Origin of the sequence: Arthrobacter sp. BPSS-3 (assembly GCF_044628475.1) — a bacterium.
Taxonomy (GTDB): Bacteria; Actinomycetota; Actinomycetes; order Actinomycetales; family Micrococcaceae; genus Arthrobacter.
Genome location: NZ_JBIMMV010000005.1, coordinates 18,106 through 33,109, shown reverse-complemented (window position 1 = coordinate 33,109; position 15,004 = coordinate 18,106). Strand labels below are relative to the sequence as shown.

15 protein-coding genes are annotated in these 15,004 nt (G+C 69.8%); 10 read left to right on the top strand and 5 right to left on the bottom strand.

What is annotated here, in order from left to right; translation table 11 throughout:
* Positions 1-2: 2 nt before the first annotated feature.
* Positions 3-1,109, bottom strand: coding sequence for a (p)ppGpp synthetase (locus ACFVY3_RS09365; protein WP_364137999.1), 1,107 nt, complete (start codon positions 1,107-1,109; stop codon positions 3-5).
* A 220-nt stretch (positions 1,110-1,329) separates the two neighbouring features.
* On the opposite strand from ACFVY3_RS09365, the gene ACFVY3_RS09360 reads away from it, so the two are divergent.
* Both ACFVY3_RS09360 and nhaA read left to right on the top strand, forming a co-directional pair.
* Positions 1,330-2,124, top strand: coding sequence for an alpha/beta hydrolase (locus ACFVY3_RS09360; RefSeq protein WP_400159659.1), 795 nt, complete (start codon positions 1,330-1,332; stop codon positions 2,122-2,124).
* A 114-nt stretch (positions 2,125-2,238) separates the two neighbouring features.
* Positions 2,239-3,633: a Na+/H+ antiporter NhaA gene (nhaA, locus tag ACFVY3_RS09355; protein WP_400159528.1), complete on the top strand. Its 1,395-nt coding sequence runs from the start codon at positions 2,239-2,241 to the stop codon at positions 3,631-3,633.
* A 71-nt stretch (positions 3,634-3,704) separates the two neighbouring features.
* On the opposite strand, the gene ACFVY3_RS09350 is transcribed toward nhaA, so the two are convergent.
* The gene (locus ACFVY3_RS09350) at positions 3,705-5,021 is read right to left on the bottom strand and encodes an MFS transporter (RefSeq protein ID WP_400159527.1); all 1,317 of its coding nucleotides are present in this window, start codon (positions 5,019-5,021) and stop codon (positions 3,705-3,707) included.
* Between the two features lie 83 nt (positions 5,022-5,104).
* Here ACFVY3_RS09350 and ACFVY3_RS09345 point away from each other — a divergent pair, with 83 nt between their 5' ends.
* From ACFVY3_RS09345 to ACFVY3_RS09315, 7 genes are all read left to right on the top strand, one after another.
* On the top strand, positions 5,105-6,067 hold the full coding sequence (locus ACFVY3_RS09345) for a carbohydrate kinase (RefSeq protein WP_400159526.1): 963 nt from the start codon (positions 5,105-5,107) through the stop codon (positions 6,065-6,067).
* A gap of 35 nt (positions 6,068-6,102) precedes the next feature.
* Positions 6,103-6,636 carry a YbhB/YbcL family Raf kinase inhibitor-like protein gene (locus ACFVY3_RS09340; protein WP_400159525.1) on the top strand — a complete coding sequence of 178 codons (534 nt, stop codon included), beginning with the start codon at positions 6,103-6,105 and terminating at the stop codon, positions 6,634-6,636.
* Between the two features lie 70 nt (positions 6,637-6,706).
* Entirely contained in the window at positions 6,707-7,525 is an 819-nt protein-coding gene (locus tag ACFVY3_RS09335) for an HAD family hydrolase (RefSeq protein WP_400159524.1), read from the top strand.
* A gap of 162 nt (positions 7,526-7,687) precedes the next feature.
* A complete protein-coding gene (locus ACFVY3_RS09330) occupies positions 7,688-7,930 on the top strand; it encodes a hypothetical protein (RefSeq protein ID WP_290257051.1) in 243 nt (80 codons plus the stop codon).
* Positions 7,931-7,956: 26 nt separating this feature from the next.
* Positions 7,957-8,757 carry a glycerophosphodiester phosphodiesterase gene (locus ACFVY3_RS09325; RefSeq protein WP_400159523.1) on the top strand — a complete coding sequence of 267 codons (801 nt, stop codon included), beginning with the start codon at positions 7,957-7,959 and terminating at the stop codon, positions 8,755-8,757.
* A 43-nt stretch (positions 8,758-8,800) separates the two neighbouring features.
* Positions 8,801-9,925: a glycerate kinase gene (locus tag ACFVY3_RS09320; protein ID WP_377971101.1), complete on the top strand. Its 1,125-nt coding sequence runs from the start codon at positions 8,801-8,803 to the stop codon at positions 9,923-9,925.
* Between the two features lie 114 nt (positions 9,926-10,039).
* Positions 10,040-11,608, top strand: a complete 1,569-nt coding sequence (locus tag ACFVY3_RS09315) for an MFS transporter (RefSeq protein WP_400159522.1) — start codon at positions 10,040-10,042, stop codon at positions 11,606-11,608.
* On the opposite strand, the gene ACFVY3_RS09310 is transcribed toward ACFVY3_RS09315, so the two are convergent.
* The gene (locus ACFVY3_RS09310) at positions 11,605-12,120 is read right to left on the bottom strand and encodes a DUF6328 family protein (protein ID WP_400159521.1); all 516 of its coding nucleotides are present in this window, start codon (positions 12,118-12,120) and stop codon (positions 11,605-11,607) included. The two genes, ACFVY3_RS09315 and ACFVY3_RS09310, sit on opposite strands and share 4 nt — an antisense overlap.
* A 122-nt stretch (positions 12,121-12,242) precedes the next feature.
* Here ACFVY3_RS09310 and ACFVY3_RS09305 point away from each other — a divergent pair, with 122 nt between their 5' ends.
* Positions 12,243-12,770, top strand: a complete 528-nt coding sequence (locus ACFVY3_RS09305) for a hypothetical protein (protein WP_364137981.1) — start codon at positions 12,243-12,245, stop codon at positions 12,768-12,770.
* Between the two features lie 94 nt (positions 12,771-12,864).
* Here ACFVY3_RS09305 and ACFVY3_RS09300 read toward each other — a convergent pair whose 3' ends face one another.
* Both ACFVY3_RS09300 and ACFVY3_RS09295 read right to left on the bottom strand, forming a co-directional pair.
* Positions 12,865-14,220 (bottom strand): uracil-xanthine permease family protein, encoded by a 1,356-nt coding sequence (locus tag ACFVY3_RS09300; RefSeq protein ID WP_400159520.1) that lies wholly within the window; start codon positions 14,218-14,220, stop codon positions 12,865-12,867.
* Between the two features lie 74 nt (positions 14,221-14,294).
* Positions 14,295-14,969, bottom strand: coding sequence for a class I SAM-dependent DNA methyltransferase (locus ACFVY3_RS09295; RefSeq protein ID WP_400159519.1), 675 nt, complete (start codon positions 14,967-14,969; stop codon positions 14,295-14,297).
* Positions 14,970-15,004: the final 35 nt, after the last annotated feature.

Genomic DNA, 15,004 nt, shown 5'->3' with positions numbered 1-15,004 from the left:
TCCTACCCCTTGGTGAGTCGGTAACGCTCGATCTGCTTCAGGCGGCGCAGCAGGCTGTCCCGCCGGGGGTGCGGCACCGTATCGGCGGGCTCGGCCGTGAGGTCGATGTGAGCGTGGCCGTACTCCCAGAGCAGCAGGTCATCGAGCAGCCGGTCCGGCCCGGGCGAGTAGCGGTGGTCCAGGGCCTTGCGGACCTCGGTGATGCGGGCAGCGCTCAGCAGCCCCGCGAGCTCCACGGTCTGGTTCAGCCCGTGGGCCGCCATCAGCTCCGCGGCCCAGCCCCAGTCGTCGTCGACCTTCCGGTCAACGTGCGGCAGCAGGGTCCGCCAGACATCGCGGATCCGGTTCGGCGTCAGCTGTGCGGCGCCCTCGCCCTCCATGTCCCAGTAGCTGCGGACCTCCTCGTAGCGTTCGTGCAGGTCCGCGAACGCGCTTTCCACCGTCTCGAGCATCGCGGCGGTGGCGGTGAACTGCCGGTCGAACTGCGGGGTCCAGGCGCGCGGGTCCTCGGCCTTGAAACGGATGTCGTGCTCGATCTCGCTCCAGGCGTGGGCGAAGACCGTCCGGATCTGGCATTCGAAGAAGTAGCTGCCGTTGGGCTGGGCCTCCGGGTTGAAGACCTGCTGGTACTCCTTGACCGCCTCATTCTGGATGCTGCGCAGGATCAGGTGCCGGCTGGAGTACCCGTAGGTCCCCGACTCGATCGAGCCGATGTCCTTTTCCCGGTCACCGCGGCAATCGAAGAGCTGCCGCTGCCGCTTGATCAGGTTGGCAACGACGGCATTCTCCGCCGGAAGCTTGGTGATCACCCGGATTCCCACCATGTCATTGAGCGTCCGGAACGGGTCCGGAAACTTCAGCACCGGCGGCGCCCCGGGTTCCACGGATTCCTCCACCCGGGAGATCTTCTCGCGGAAGGATTCCACCGTCTTGGTCCGTCCGGTGACGAACAGCGGGGTCACCTCGGTGCCCTTCAACATGGTCCGCAGCGTCAGCAGCACGTCCCGGGTCACGAGTTTCAGGGCAGGGCGGACCCGCTCGTAGAGCTCCACGTTTTCCTGCACCGATTCGCGCAGTGCGGGGTCCAAACGGTCCCAGTTGCTTGCCATGCGCCCCAGCATACGGTGCGGCACCGACAGCGTGCCCGGACCCCGCCGCCCTCCGGTTCCCCGCGGAGACGTCCGCCCGGGCCTCCGCCGTCCGGCCTCGGGCCCACGGTAGGCTCTGGGCATGGCTGATCTGCGGCGTCGAGTGTTGCTCGGTGCCGCGGCTACGGCGGCTCTGGGGGCCGCCGCCGTGGCATGCTCACCCGGCCCCCGGGAGGACACCGTGAAGCGGCAGAAGTATCACTACGGGGACGACCCCAGCCAGTGGGCCGAGTTGTTCCTGCCCGGCGGCACCGAAACCAGGGGCGTGGCGGTGGTCATTCACGGCGGCTACTGGCGTTCCCAGTACGGGGCCGAACTGGGCGAGCCGCTGGCCAAGGACCTCGCGAGCCACGGCATGGCCGCCTGGAACCTCGAGTACCGACGGGCCGGCAACGGCGGCGGCTGGCCGCAGACCTTCGCGGACGTCCTAAATGGCATCGACAAGCTCCGGGATGCCGCCGGCGAGCACGGCCTGGGCCTGGACCGCGTGGTGGCGCTGGGCCACTCGGCGGGCGGCCACCTGGCCGTCTGGGCCGCGGGGCGGAGCCGGCTGGGCGCGCTGGGACTCCCGGACGCGGACCGGCAACTGCAACGCAACGACGACGGCGCCGCGGTGCACCTGACGGGCGTGGTGAGCCAGTCCGGGCTGCTGAACCTGGCCGAGGCGGACCGGCTGGACCTCAGCAACGGGGCCGTCAGCAACTTCCTGGGCGGCTCTTCGGAAAGATACCCCAAACGGCATAAGTATGCGGACCCCATGACCGCTGTGCCCCTGGACGTGCCCGTCGTCGCGCTCCACACCACGGAGGATGACACCGTCCCGATCAGCCAGTCCGAGACCTATGCCGCCGCCGGCCGGGCCGCCGGAGCCGCGGTTCAGCTGGTCAATGTCCCCGGCGACCACTTCGCCCTCATCGATACGAAGGCGCCGGCCTACCGGAAGTCGCGGGAACTGGTCCAGCAGCTGCTCGCCTGAGCCGGCGGCCGGACCGGCCATCGGTGATCCGGGCCCATCGCCTAGACTGGAGTCAGGTGCGCCGGGAAGTCTGGTCGGCATGATTTCGTCGACCCCACCGTGAGGACTTCCCAGATGAGCCAGACACCCACGACCCCTTCCCCGCAGCCGCCGGGCCCGGGGACGCCGGGACCGAAGCAGCCCGCCTCCCGTCCCGCCCTGTTCAGCCGCGGCAGCTACGCCGAATCACTGCGCATCGGCGAAATCCTTCGCAAGGAAACCGTCGGCGGCGCGCTGCTGGTGGCCGCCGCCGTTGTCGCCCTGATCTGGGCGAACTCCCCGGCGTCGGGGAGCTACTTCGCGCTCCGCGACCTGACCATCGGCTACGAACCCTGGCATCTGAACCTGAGCCTCGGCGCCTGGGCAGCGGACGGCCTGCTGGCGATCTTCTTTTTCCTGGTGGGGCTCGAACTCAAGCGCGAGTTCATTGCCGGCGACCTCCGGCAATTGAGCAAATCGATCGTCCCGGTGGCGGCCGCGGCGGGCGGCGTCCTGGTACCGGCGGTGCTGTACGTGCTGGTGAACCTGGGCAACGCCGAGACGCTCCGGGGCTGGGCCATTCCCACCGCAACGGACATCGCGTTCGCCGTTGCCGTCCTGGCGATCATCGGCTCGCACCTGCCCAGTGCCCTGCGGATCTTCCTGCTCACCCTTGCGGTGGTGGACGACCTGATCGCCATCACCATCATCGCGGTGTTCTATTCCGGGGAATTGCATGTGCTGCCCCTGCTGCTGGCGCTCGTGCCGCTGAGCCTCTACACGTTCCTGGCCCACCGGTACCGGCGATTCTTCGGCCTGAAGGCTCCCGCCGCCTGGCTGATCCTGCTGCCCCTGGGTGTCATCACCTGGGCCCTGGTCCACGCCTCCGGAATCCATGCCACGGTGGCCGGCGTGCTGTTGGGCTTTGCCATCCCGGTGATCCGTTCGCAGGCCAGCGGTGGACCCGAGGCCGGGCCCGGCCTCTCGGAGATTTTCGAGCATCGCTTCCGGCCCATCTCGGCCGGCGTGGCCGTGCCGGTCTTCGCGTTCTTCTCCGCCGGGGTGGCGGTCGGCGGCTGGGAGGGCCTGGGCTCGGCGCTGTCGGATCCGGTGGCTCTGGGCATCATCGTGGCGCTGGTCCTCGGGAAGCCGATCGGCATTCTGGCGACCACGTGGCTGCTGACCAAACTGACCCGCGCGCGGCTGGACGGCTCGCTGCGCTGGATCGATATCACCGGGGTGTCCATCCTCGCCGGCATCGGGTTCACCGTCTCGCTGCTGGTGGCAGAGCTGAGCTTCGGCCAGGGCAGCCCCCACGACGACCACGCGAAGGTTGGCATCCTGGCGGCCTCCTTCATCGCGGCCCTGCTCGCCAGCGCGGTGCTCACCACCCGGAACCGGCAGTACCGGATCGCGGAGGAAGAGGAGCGCCGGGATTCGGACCAGGACGGTATTCCGGACGTCTACCAGCAGGACGCTGCGGGTTCCTGACGACGGCGGCGGGTTCCTAACGACGACGGCGGCCGGGGCGGGGCGCGACGTCGGCCCCGCCTTGCGGTCGTTTAGCGCCGGTGGTCCGTGCCGCGCATCCGCAGGGCTACCACCACGCCGGACGCCGCGGTGAGGGCGGCCACCACCATGATCGTCGACGGAATCCCGTAGGCGTCGGCCAGGATGCCGGACAACAGTGCGCCCACGGCGAAGCCGCCGTCGCGCCAGAGCCGGTAGACGCCCACGGACCGTGCCCGCCAGCCCGGATGGGCGACGTCGCCGATCGCTGCCAGCAGCGTGGGGTAGACCATGGCCGTCCCGACGCCCATCAGCACGGCGGCGGCCAGCCAGACGCCGAACCCGTGGCCCGCCGCGACCATCACCAGGCCCGCCGCCTGCACGCCCATCCCGCCGGCGATCAACCACTTCCGGCCGAAGCGGTCGGACGCCGCCCCGGTGACCAGCTGCACCGCGCCCCAGACCGCCGGGTACACGGCGGCCAGGATCCCCACCTGCTCCAGCGGCAGGCCTGCGCTGGTGAACAGCACCGGAAACAGTCCCCAGGCGAGGCCATCGTTGAGGTTGTTCACCATCCCGGCCTGGCTCACCGCGGACAGGGAGCGGTCCCGGAAGCTGGTGAGCGTGAAGACCTCGCGGCTGCTGAGTCCGCCCGAACCCGCCCTGGAGTCCGCCGTCGCAGCCGGCTGGCTCTCCGCCACGGAACCGGAGCGTGATGCCGCCTCGGCCTTGGCGTGGTGGTGCGTTTCGCGGACGGTGAGGATGGACAGGCCCAGACCCACGGCAATGAATGCGGCGCCCAGCAGGAACGGGGCCGGCCGCAGGCCGTAGGTCGCCGCGAGATAGCCGGTGAAGAGTGCGGTGCCGGCGACACCCAGGTAGCCTGACGCCTCGTTGAAGCCCATGGCCAGGCCCCGGCGGTGCGGTCCCACCAGATCCATTTTCATCACCACGGTGGTGGACCAGGTCAGGCCCTGGCTCACGCCCAACACCACGTTGGCGGCAACGATCCAGGACCAGCTGGACCCGAAGATCAGCAGCAGCGGCACCGGGAGGGCGATCAGCCAGCCGGCCACCAGCACCGGCTTGCGCCCGAACCGGTCCGACAGCGTTCCGGCAGCGTAGTTGGTGGCCGCCTTGGCCAGCCCGAAGGCCAGAATGTACGTCAGGGCGGCGCTGTAGGAGTCCAGGTGGAACACGTCGCCGGCCAGCAGCGGCAGCACGGTGCGTTCCTGGCCCAAGGTTCCGCCCACCAGCGCGTTGACCGCCACCAGCAGCAGGAACTGCGGGAGGTTGCTGCGCAGGCCAAGGATGGCGGCGGAACCGACGGCATCGCGGCGCGCGGCATGGCTGGGGGCTGGAGTCGACATGCCTCAATATTATACCCATGGGGGTATTTCCGGAAAGCGCCCCGGGAGCGGCGCCGTGCAGGATTCTCTGGCAGAGTATGACCATGCTCACAGTCATTGGCGAGGCCTTGGTAGATGTCGTCCAGCGGTCCTCCGGCACCCGGGCCCACGTCGGCGGCAGCCCCTTGAACGTCGCCATCGGTTTGGCCCGGCTGGGCCACCCGGTCCAGTTCATTGGCCGCTACGGCCGGGACGAGTACGGCGACGCGGTGGCGGCGCACCTGAAATCCGGCTCCGTGCTGCTGCCCCTCGGCCCCGATGACCTGCCCACCTCGGTGGCGACGGCACTGATCGACGACGCCGGGGCGGCCAGCTACACCTTCGACCTCGCCTGGCAGCTGCCCGACCTGACCGAGCGGCTGCCGCTCATGCTGCAGGCCACCACCCTGCTGCACACCGGTTCCATTGCCACCATGCTGGCGCCCGGCGCCGCCGCCGTATTCGCCGCCGTCGAACGCGCCCATCCCTCCGCCACGATCGGCTTCGACCCGAACTGCCGCCCCAGCATCATCACCGACGCCGTCTATGCCCGGCACCAGGCCGAAAAGTTCGTCGCCCTCGCAGACGTCGTCAAGGCCTCGGACGAGGACCTCGAATGGCTCTACCCCGGCGTGGATCCGCTGGATTCGGCGCGGCGCTGGCTCACGCTGGGCGGCTCCGAGGGCCCCGCGCTGGTGGTGGTCACCCGCGGAGCGGACGGCCCCTGGGGCGTCAACGCCGACGGCGAGGCGCAGGCGCCGGCGCCCCGGGTCAAGGTGGCGGACACCGTGGGCGCGGGGGACTCGTTCATGGCGGCGCTGCTGTCCGGCATCGTGGACCGCGGCCTGGACGGCGCGCAGAACCGCGGCGAGCTGCGCTCCCTCTCCGCCGGCAGCCTGCGCGAACTCCTGGTGCACGCCGCCGCGGCCGCCGCCGTCACCGTCTCCCGGGCCGGCGCCAACCCGCCCGGCCGCGCGGAACTCTCCGCAATGGAACTTGGTAGCGTGAACACCAGCACGGCCCCGTAAGCTCCCGGCCTCCGCGTTAGACCTGAAAGGCAGCCATGACCTCCCACGACCCGTATGCCCCGCTCCCGGACGTTCCCGCCTTCGACCTCCGCAGTGAATCCTTCGCCGACGGGGAAACCCTCCCGCCGCCGCAGCGCAGCGGACTCATGGGCGCCGGCGGCGAGGACGAATCCCCGCAGCTGAGCTGGAGCGGCGCCCCGGAAGGCACCAAGAGCTACGCCGTCACCGTTTACGACCCGGACGCGCCGACGGCCAGCGGCTTCTGGCACTGGGCCGTCCTGAACATCCCCGCGGACGTCACCTCGCTGCCGGCCGGCGCGGGCTCCAAGGACGGCGCGCACCTGCCCCAGGGTGCCCTGCAGCTGAAGAACGACGCCGGATTCGCCGGCTTCGTGGGGGCAGCGCCGCCCAAGGGCCACGGTCCCCACCGCTATCTCGTTGTGGTGCACGCCGTCGACGTCGAGCACCTCGACGTCGACGCGGACGGCAGCCCCGCCTTCCTTGGCTTCAACCTCTTCAGCCACAGCATCGGACGGGCCCGGCTGACCGGCATCTACGAACAGCACTGAGACTTTCCGAACAGCACTGAAGCGTCGGCGCCCCGGGCCACCGCCCGGGGCGCCGACGTAGACTGGCAGCATGCGGCTGGTAGCGAGCGATATCGACGGAACGATCCTGGGGCACGACGGCAGGATCAGCGAACGGACCGTCCGCGCCTTCCACGCCTGCCGCGACGCTGGCGTTGAGCTGGTGTTCGTCACCGGCCGGCCGCCGCGCTGGCTGCACCCCCTCCGGGACCAGCTGGGCCACACCGGAACCGTGATCTGCTCCAACGGGGCCGTGGTCTGGGACCTGGAATCCGACCGGGTCATCTCCTCCCGCGCCTTGGCCCTCGAATCAGTCTTCGAGGCCCGGCGGATCATCCAGGGCATCCGGCCGGACGCGCTGTTCGCCGCCGAAACCCTCGACGGCTTCCACCTGGAGCCGCACTTCCTGGGCGGCAACTCGGCCGGCCTGCTCGACGAGGTCACCCCGGCCCCGCTGCAAGAGACGCTCCGTCCTGGCGATTCCGTGGTGAAGCTGATGGCGATCATCCGGGAAGGCACCGCGGACGAGTTCCTCGCGGACGTCGCGCCCGCCGTTGCCCACTTGGCCGCCGCCACCCACTCCGCCCCCAATATGGCCCTCCTGGAGCTCTCCCTCCCGGGCGTGAACAAGGCCGTGACCCTCGCCGAATATGCCCGCGCCCTGGGCCTCGGCGCCGAGGACGTGGTGGCCTTCGGGGACATGCCGAACGACATCGAGATGCTGCGCTGGGCCGGCCACGGCTACGCCATGGCCAGCGGCCACCCCGACGCCATCCGCGCCGCCGCGCACACGGCCCCGCACTTCGACGACGACGGCGTGGCCCAGATCCTGGAGGCACGGCTCGCCGACCTTGGTGTCCGCCAGCCCTGACGCTCCGCCTTTTGTCCTGACCCGTCGCGCCGCGCCGCCCGCGCCGCCGTCGCGCCGCCCGCGCCGCGGACATGTGATTCCCAGCTCGCGGCCAACTGCCGTTCACCTTGGCCTCCTACGCTCAAACCACTGAACGGATCGGATGACTGAGGGCGGGCAATCATGGCCAGGAACGTGAAGCGACACATTGACGACCAGCCGCTGCGGCGGGTCACCCCGGACGCCCACTGGCAGAGCCTGCGCCAGGGCGACCGGGTCCGGGTTCGGCTGTCCCCGGGCTACGAGGCGGCCGGATTCGTGGACGCGCTCACCGTGGACCACACCACCGTCTGGGTGGACCTCGACGGCGGCGGACGCACCCTGCTGCACTGCAGCGACGGCGTCGAAATCCTGCCCCACGGCTAGGACCGCGGCTCCGGTACGCTGACCGGATGAGCGCAGAGCACCCCTTCCTCGCCCGCGACGGCGCCCCCGACGCCCCTGTGGCCATCGCCCACCGGGGGTTCTCGCCGGAGGGTGCGGAAAACTCGATGGCCGCGTTCCGCGCCGCCGTCGGCCTCGGCTACCGGTACCTGGAAACCGACGTGCACACCACCGCCGACGGCGTGCTGCTGCTCTTCCACGACGAGACCCTGGACCGGGTCACCGACGGGGCCGGGCGCGTTTCCGAACTCTCCGCCGAGACGGTGGCCCGAGCGCGCATCGCCGGCACCGAACCCATCCCGGAACTCGCCGAACTGGTCGCCGAATTCCCCGACGCCCGGTTGAACCTGGACGTCAAGGACTGGAACTCGGTGGAAACCCTCGCAGCCGCGATCGAACGGCACGGGCTGCACGACCGGGTGCTGGTGGCCAGTTTCTCCGACCGCAGGCGCCGCGCGGTCCTCCGCCTCCTGAGCCGGCCGGCCGCCAGCTCCGCCGGCATGGCCTCCAACGCGCTGTTCGTGCTGCTGGGTCCGCTGCTCCCGGCGCCGGTGATGCGCCGCGTGACGGCGCGGGCACTGCGCGGGGTCCACGCCCTGCAGGTCCCGGTCCGGTTCGGGGCGGTCCCGGTGGTGACGGCGGGCTTCGTCCGGCGCGCCCACCTCCATGGCCTGCATGTCCACGTCTGGACCATTAATGAGGAGGCGGAGATGCACCGGCTCCTGGACCTCGGAGTCGACGGCATTGTGACGGACAGGGCGGACCTGCTCAAGGCTGTGCTTCGAGACCGCGGCCAGTGGCGGGACTGACTGCACGTCCCTGGCTGTCTGCCCCGGCTGGCAGGATGGACCCATGCGCATCCTGATTGCCCCGGACAAGTTCAAAGGCAGCCTCACCGCGGCCGAAGCAGCCGCCGCCATGGCCGAGGGGGCCCTCCGGGTCTACCCCGAGGCCTCCGTGCTGCAGCTGCCCGTCGCCGACGGCGGCGAGGGGACGCTGGAGGCCGCAGTTGCCGCGGGCTACGAGGAGCGGCTGAACGCCGTCGTCGGGCCCATCCTGGCGCCGATCGGCGCGGCCTGGGCGCTCAGGAAGGACGCCTTCGGCGGGGCCACCGCCGTGATCGAGACCGCCCAGGCCTCCGGGCTCGCCCACATGGAACCCACGCCGGAAAACGCCCTGCGTGCCCACAGCTACGGCTCCGGGCAGTTGATCGCCGCCGCCCTCGACGCCGGCGCCACCGAGATCATCCTCGGCGTGGGCGGGTCCGCGATGACCGACGCCGGGAGCGGCGCCCTGCGCGCCCTGGGCCTCAAGCCGCTGGATGCCAACGGCAACGTAGTGCCCCTCGGCGGCGGCTCGCTGGCTGACGTCGTGGCCGTCGACGTCAGCGGACTGGACCCCCGACTGTCGGCCGTGACGCTGCGCATCGCCGTCGACGTGCAGAACCCGCTGTACGGCTCCGACGGCGCCGCGCACGTCTTCGGTCCGCAGAAGGGCGCTGACGAGGACGCCGTCGAACGGCTCGACGCTGGCCTGCGGAACTGGGCCTCCGTGCTCCGGCAGGCCACCGGCCGGGACGTCAACGTCCCCGGCGCCGGCGCGGCCGGCGGCTTCCCGGCGTCGTTCCTGGCCTTCAGCAACGCGGCCCTGGAGAGCGGTTTCCAGCTCGTGGCGGGCCTCACCGGCCTTGCCGACAAGCTGCGCGGCGCAGATCTGGTGATCACGGGGGAGGGGTCCCTCGACGAGCAGTCGCTGACCGGCAAGGCCCCCGTGGCGCTGGCCGACGCCGCGCACGCCCTCGGCATCCCGGTGATCATGGTCGCCGGCCGGATCCTGGTCACCCCGGAAGACCTGGAACGGCGCGGCGTGGTTGCGGCGGCGCAGCTTGTGGACACGGCCCCTTCGCCCGAGGAGGCGCAGGCGAAGGCGGCCAAGTACCTCGCCTGGACCACCAGCCAGGTGCTCGAGGGCGCCTAAGTGGCGGTGAAGACTCTGGTTTAGCGGCTCCCCGCTGAATAAGATTGCTTCATTGGGGGCCGTGACCCCCTGCCAGGGCCACGCGCATACCGGTGGCCGTGACAGGAGATCCGCATGTCCATGAAGCGCAGCACCGCCCGCCGCCCCAAGCTCCGCGAACGGCGGCTCGAGGTCGAACATATCAATGTCGTGGACCGGCGCGTGATGCGCAAGGCCCTCGGCGGAACCATCGTCGGCAACACCATGGAATGGTACGACGTCGGCGTGTTCGGCTACCTGATCACCACCATGGGCCCGGTCTTCCTGCCTGAGGCGGACAAGACCGTCCAAAATCTGTTCCTGCTGGGAACCTTCGGCGCCACCTTCGTGGCCCGGCCGCTCGGCGGGGTCTTCTTTGGCTGGCTCGGCGACAAGATTGGCCGTCAGCGGGTGCTCGCCATGACACTGATCATCATGGCCGCGTCCACCTTCGTGGTGGGCCTGCTGCCCGGGTACGCCACCCTCGGCATCTGGGCGGCCGTGCTGCTGGTCGCCACCAAGCTGATCCAGGGGTTTTCCACCGGCGGCGAATATGCCGGTGCCACCACGTTCGTCAGCGAGCACGCCCCGGACGCCCGGCGCGGTTTCTTCGCCAGCTTCCTGGACCTGGGTAGCTACATGGGCTTCGCCATCGGCGCCGCACTGGTCACGCTGCTGCAGGTCACCCTCGGGGAGGACACCATGCAGGCCTGGGGCTGGCGGCTCCCGTTCCTGATCGCCGGCCCGCTGGGGCTGATCGCCATCTACTTCCGGATGAAGATCGAGGAATCCCCGGCGTTCCAGGCCAGCCTCGACGCGCAGACCGGCGGGGCGGAAGGCGAATCCGCGGACGCCAAGGGGCCGGTAGCGATCTTCGCCTCGCACTGGCGCGGAATCCTGCTGGCGATGATCCTCGTGGCCGCCGCCAACACCGTGGGTTACGCGCTCACCTCCTACATGCCCACGTACCTGACCTCGAACAAGGGCTACGACGAACTGCACGGCACCCTGCTCACCATCCCGATTCTGGTCCTGATGTCCGCCGCGATCCCGCTGACGGGCAAGCTTTCGGACCGGATCGGCCGCCGTCCGGTGCTCTGGATCGGCTCGCTGGGCACCGTGGTCCTGGCCCTTCCGGCCTTCCTGCTGATCGGTATCGGAGCCATCTGGTCCACGCTGCTGGGGCTGGCGTTGATCGCCTTCCCGCTGACCTTCTACGTGGCCAACCTCGCCTCCACGCTCCCGGCGCTCTTCCCGACTGAAAGCCGCTACGGCGCCATGGGCATTGCGTACAACTTCGCCGTCGCCATCTTCGGCGGCACAGCGCCGTTCATCATCGCCTCCCTCATCGCCGGCACGAACAACGAGATGATGCCCGCCTACTACCTCATGGCCACGTCTGCGGTGGGTGCGGTCGCCGTCTACTTCATCAAGGAAACGGCCGGCCGGCCGCTGATGGGCTCGATGCCGAGCGTTGACACGGTCGAAGAGGCCCACGAACTCGTGGCGGGGCAGGAGGATAACGAGCTGCTGGATCTCAACGAGATGCCGTTCGACGAGACCTACCATCCGGCCGAGTCGGACCAGCCGGCCTCGGAGCAGCGCGCGTCGGACGCGTCGGACCGGGAGGGCGACGCCGGGCGGAGGGAGCACCCCGCCGGCTAGTGGTCAGTGCCATTCACGGTGCTGCGCCCCGGGGCCTTCCGCCGAAGCCGGTCCGGCACCAGGACCAGTAGCACCAGCAGGACCGCCAGGAGCGCCGCGCCGGCCACGACCCCGGCGGTCCGCCCGATCGTGACGTCGAAAACCAAAGCCGACGTCCCGACGCTGAGAAGGGCGACGGCGGCCAGGGCGGTCTTCGCGATCCGGTCCGCGCTGGAGACCAGAACCTCCTTCAGGCCCTGCCGGAACAGCCGGCGGTGAGCGCTGACCGGCAAGAGAATCAGGGCCGTGGTGAGCGCCGCGAGGACCACGTTGCAGAGGTAGAGTCCGATTTCGAAGCCGTCCAGTTTCTCGAAGCGGCTCTGGAACGGCAGCGTCAGCAGGAAGCCGGCCAGGATCTGCACGCCCGTCTGCAGCACCCGGAGTTCCTGCAGCAGCTCGCCCCAGTTGCGGTCCATCTTCTCGTCAAAGGTCTCACTCCGCCCGGCCTCCCGGGACTCATCGGCGCGCGCCATCGCTGCTCCTCACCTGAGATTTCGCTCTGGTACTAAGCTTACTGACGATTTTCGGGTACGGTGGAAGAGCAGGGAAATTCTGCCAGGCTGACCGCCGGCCGCCGCTAACCAGGAGGAAGCACATGTCTGAAGACCAGCACCGCGTCGTCGAGGAAGAAGCAGGCGGCTACGGCACACCCACCGCCGAGCAGGAGATGCCCGGCGGCGACACCAAGAGCTTCGCCCAGCCGCGCGACGAAGAAGCGTTCGACGCCGCGGGCCTGAACCAGGACAGCCCGGACGGTGAGACCTTCCCGGCCGGCGCCCCGGATCTGAGCCAGTTCGGCGCGGAAGACCAGGACAGTGCAGGAGAACCCGGAGCGGGACGCTTCGGAGGAACGGAGGAGCAGATGAACGCGGAAAACGAGAGCACCGAGCAGGGCTTCGAGTCCGGCGACGAGACCGCAGCCGAGAACGGCGGCGCCGTGCCGTCGTCGGAAGCTGACATGGACTCGGCCAACACCGAGGAAGCCGAACCGGGGCGCCCGTTCTCCTCGGAGTCCGGGCAGGACGCCGCCGGCATTCCGGACGGCTCCGGGACGGACCTGCCGGAGGAGCACTCACCGAAGGATCGCGACGACGAGGACAAAGAGTCCTTCAACGCCGGCTAACCGCCGGCTTTGTCAGCAATAGACAGCAAGGGCGGCGCCCCTCCTTCCCGGGAGAGGCGCCGCCCTTGCCGTGTTCCAGGCCGCGGGTCCGCGCTTAGCGGCGCTTCTTGGGGGCGCGCTTGGCTGCTGCGTTCACGGCGCCCCGGGCAGCGGCGGCGACGGCGGCGTCCTCGGTTTCCGGCTCGGCGACCGTTCCTCGGGCCTTCGCGATGGCCTTCATGCCGTGGTAGATCACCAGCGCGGCGGCGGAGCCGAGGGCGATGCCGGTGAACTTCAGGTCGCCGATGGTCCAGGTGTAGTCCGCGATGCCGACGATCAGGGCGACGGCGGCCGTGGTGAGGTTGACCGGGTTGGAGAAGTTGACCTTGTTCTGCACCCAGATCTTCACGCCGAGTACGCCGATCATGCCGTACAGCATGGTGGCGGCGCCGCCCAGGACACCTGCCGGGACGGTGGCGATCAGTTCGCCGAACTTCGGCGAGAAGCTGAGGATCACGGCGAAGAGGCCGGCAACCCAGTACGCCGCCGTCGAATAGACCTTGGTGGCGGCCATGACGCCGATATTTTCGGCGTAGGTGGTGGTGCCGGAGCCGCCGCCGAGGCCGGCGAGGACCGTCGCGGCGCCGTCAGCCATCAGCGCGCGCCCGGAGACGCCGTCGAGGTTCTGCCCGGTCATGGCGGAGACGGACTTCACGTGGCCGATGTTCTCGGCCACCAGCACCAGGACCACCGGCACGAAGAGGCCGACGACGCCGAGGTGGAACTCGGGCGTCTGGAAGTGCGGCAGGCCGATCCAGGCGGCGGCGTCGACCTTGGCGAAGTTGACCTCGCCGCGGATGATCGCGACGAGGTAGCCGACGACGACGCCCACCAGGATGCTCAGCCGGCCGAGAATGCCGCGGAAGAAGACGCTGACCACGATGATGACGGCGAGCGTGATCAGGGCGGTGATGGGGGCGGCGTCGAAGTTGTTCTTGGCCGCGGGGGCGAGGTTCAGGCCGATCAGGCCGACGATGGCACCGGTGACGATCGGGGGCATGAGGCGGTTGATCCAGCCCGCCCCGAACTTCTGCACGATCGCGCCGATGATGGCGAGGCCGATGCCGGCCATCACCACGCCGCCGAGCGCACCGGGGATTCCGAACTGCTGCTGCGAGGCCATGATCGGGGCGATGAAGGCGAAGGAAGAGCCGAGGTAGCTGGGAACGCGACCCTTGGTGATGACCAGGAACAGCAGGGTGCCGACGCCGGAGAAGAACAGGGTGGTGGCCGGGGGCATGCCGGTGATGATCGGAACCAGGAAGGTGGCGCCGAACATGGCCACGACGTGCTGCATGCCGACGCCGATGGTCAGTGGCCACGCCAGGCGCTCGTCGGGCCGGACGACCTCGCCGGGGCGGATGGACTTGCCGTTTCCGTGGATCTTCCAGTTGGTTCCGAGCATGCTCATGGCAGTGAGCCTTTCAAAAAGGGTGTCGCGGGGCTGGGAAGGAATCTTCCGGGTGACACTTTACCGCGACGGCGTCAGCGGGCGGCGGTCCGTGGCTGCGGTCCGGTGTCTTTGTGGAAAAGGAGCACGGCCTGGGGCTGCTTCTCCGACTCCCTCGGCGGCCGGAGCAGTTGCTCCAGCGGCGCGAAGCCGTGGGCGGCGAAGCTGCGCGTGACGTCGCCGGGGTTGTGCAGTTCGGCGCGGAGCACGACGTCGTGCCCGTACGCGCGCGTCACGGTGCGGGAGCCGCTTCCGACCTGGAAGGCGAGCAGCGCGGCGCCGCCCGGCCGGAGGACCCGAGCGAACTCGCGGGCGACGGCCGGTATGTCGCCGGGCTCGAGGTGGATGATCGAATACCAGGCCACGACGCCGTTCACGGACCCATCTGCGGCCGGGAGTGCGGTGAGATCGCCGGCGGTGAACTCGATCTGCGGGTTCAGACGTCCGGCCACCTGCACCATGCCTGGGGAGAGGTCCACGCCGGTAACGTTCAGCCCGGCGTCCCGGAGGTGGGCTGCGAGCCGCCCGGCACCGCAGCCTGCGTCGATTACCTTCCGGCCCGCTGAGTGGCTGACTTCCGTGACGAAGCGCTCGATCATGGCCAGATCTTCGGCGGCTTCGAAGCCGAGGTCCGGCAGGACTTGGGCGTAGGTTTCGGCCACCGTGTCATATGCGGACCGGACAGCGGTGTGATCGGCGGGCTCCGGCATGGCCCGAGCCTACCGCGGCATGACAGTGCCGCCCG

Coding starts and splice junctions, on each gene's coding strand:
- nhaA (WP_400159528.1), top strand. CDS start 2,239: ATGAGCCAGACACCCACGACCCCTTCCCCGCAGCCGCCGGGCCCGGGG.
- ACFVY3_RS09330 (WP_290257051.1), top strand. CDS start 7,688: ATGGCCAGGAACGTGAAGCGACACATTGACGACCAGCCGCTGCGGCGG.
- ACFVY3_RS09335 (WP_400159524.1), top strand. CDS start 6,707: ATGCGGCTGGTAGCGAGCGATATCGACGGAACGATCCTGGGGCACGAC.
- ACFVY3_RS09325 (WP_400159523.1), top strand. CDS start 7,957: ATGAGCGCAGAGCACCCCTTCCTCGCCCGCGACGGCGCCCCCGACGCC.
- ACFVY3_RS09300 (WP_400159520.1), bottom strand. CDS start 14,220: ATGAGCATGCTCGGAACCAACTGGAAGATCCACGGAAACGGCAAGTCC.
- ACFVY3_RS09295 (WP_400159519.1), bottom strand. CDS start 14,969: ATGCCGGAGCCCGCCGATCACACCGCTGTCCGGTCCGCATATGACACG.
- ACFVY3_RS09310 (WP_400159521.1), bottom strand. CDS start 12,120: ATGGCGCGCGCCGATGAGTCCCGGGAGGCCGGGCGGAGTGAGACCTTT.
- ACFVY3_RS09350 (WP_400159527.1), bottom strand. CDS start 5,021: ATGTCGACTCCAGCCCCCAGCCATGCCGCGCGCCGCGATGCCGTCGGT.
- ACFVY3_RS09340 (WP_400159525.1), top strand. CDS start 6,103: ATGACCTCCCACGACCCGTATGCCCCGCTCCCGGACGTTCCCGCCTTC.
- ACFVY3_RS09345 (WP_400159526.1), top strand. CDS start 5,105: ATGCTCACAGTCATTGGCGAGGCCTTGGTAGATGTCGTCCAGCGGTCC.
- ACFVY3_RS09320 (WP_377971101.1), top strand. CDS start 8,801: ATGCGCATCCTGATTGCCCCGGACAAGTTCAAAGGCAGCCTCACCGCG.
- ACFVY3_RS09315 (WP_400159522.1), top strand. CDS start 10,040: ATGTCCATGAAGCGCAGCACCGCCCGCCGCCCCAAGCTCCGCGAACGG.
- ACFVY3_RS09305 (WP_364137981.1), top strand. CDS start 12,243: ATGTCTGAAGACCAGCACCGCGTCGTCGAGGAAGAAGCAGGCGGCTAC.
- ACFVY3_RS09365 (WP_364137999.1), bottom strand. CDS start 1,109: ATGGCAAGCAACTGGGACCGTTTGGACCCCGCACTGCGCGAATCGGTG.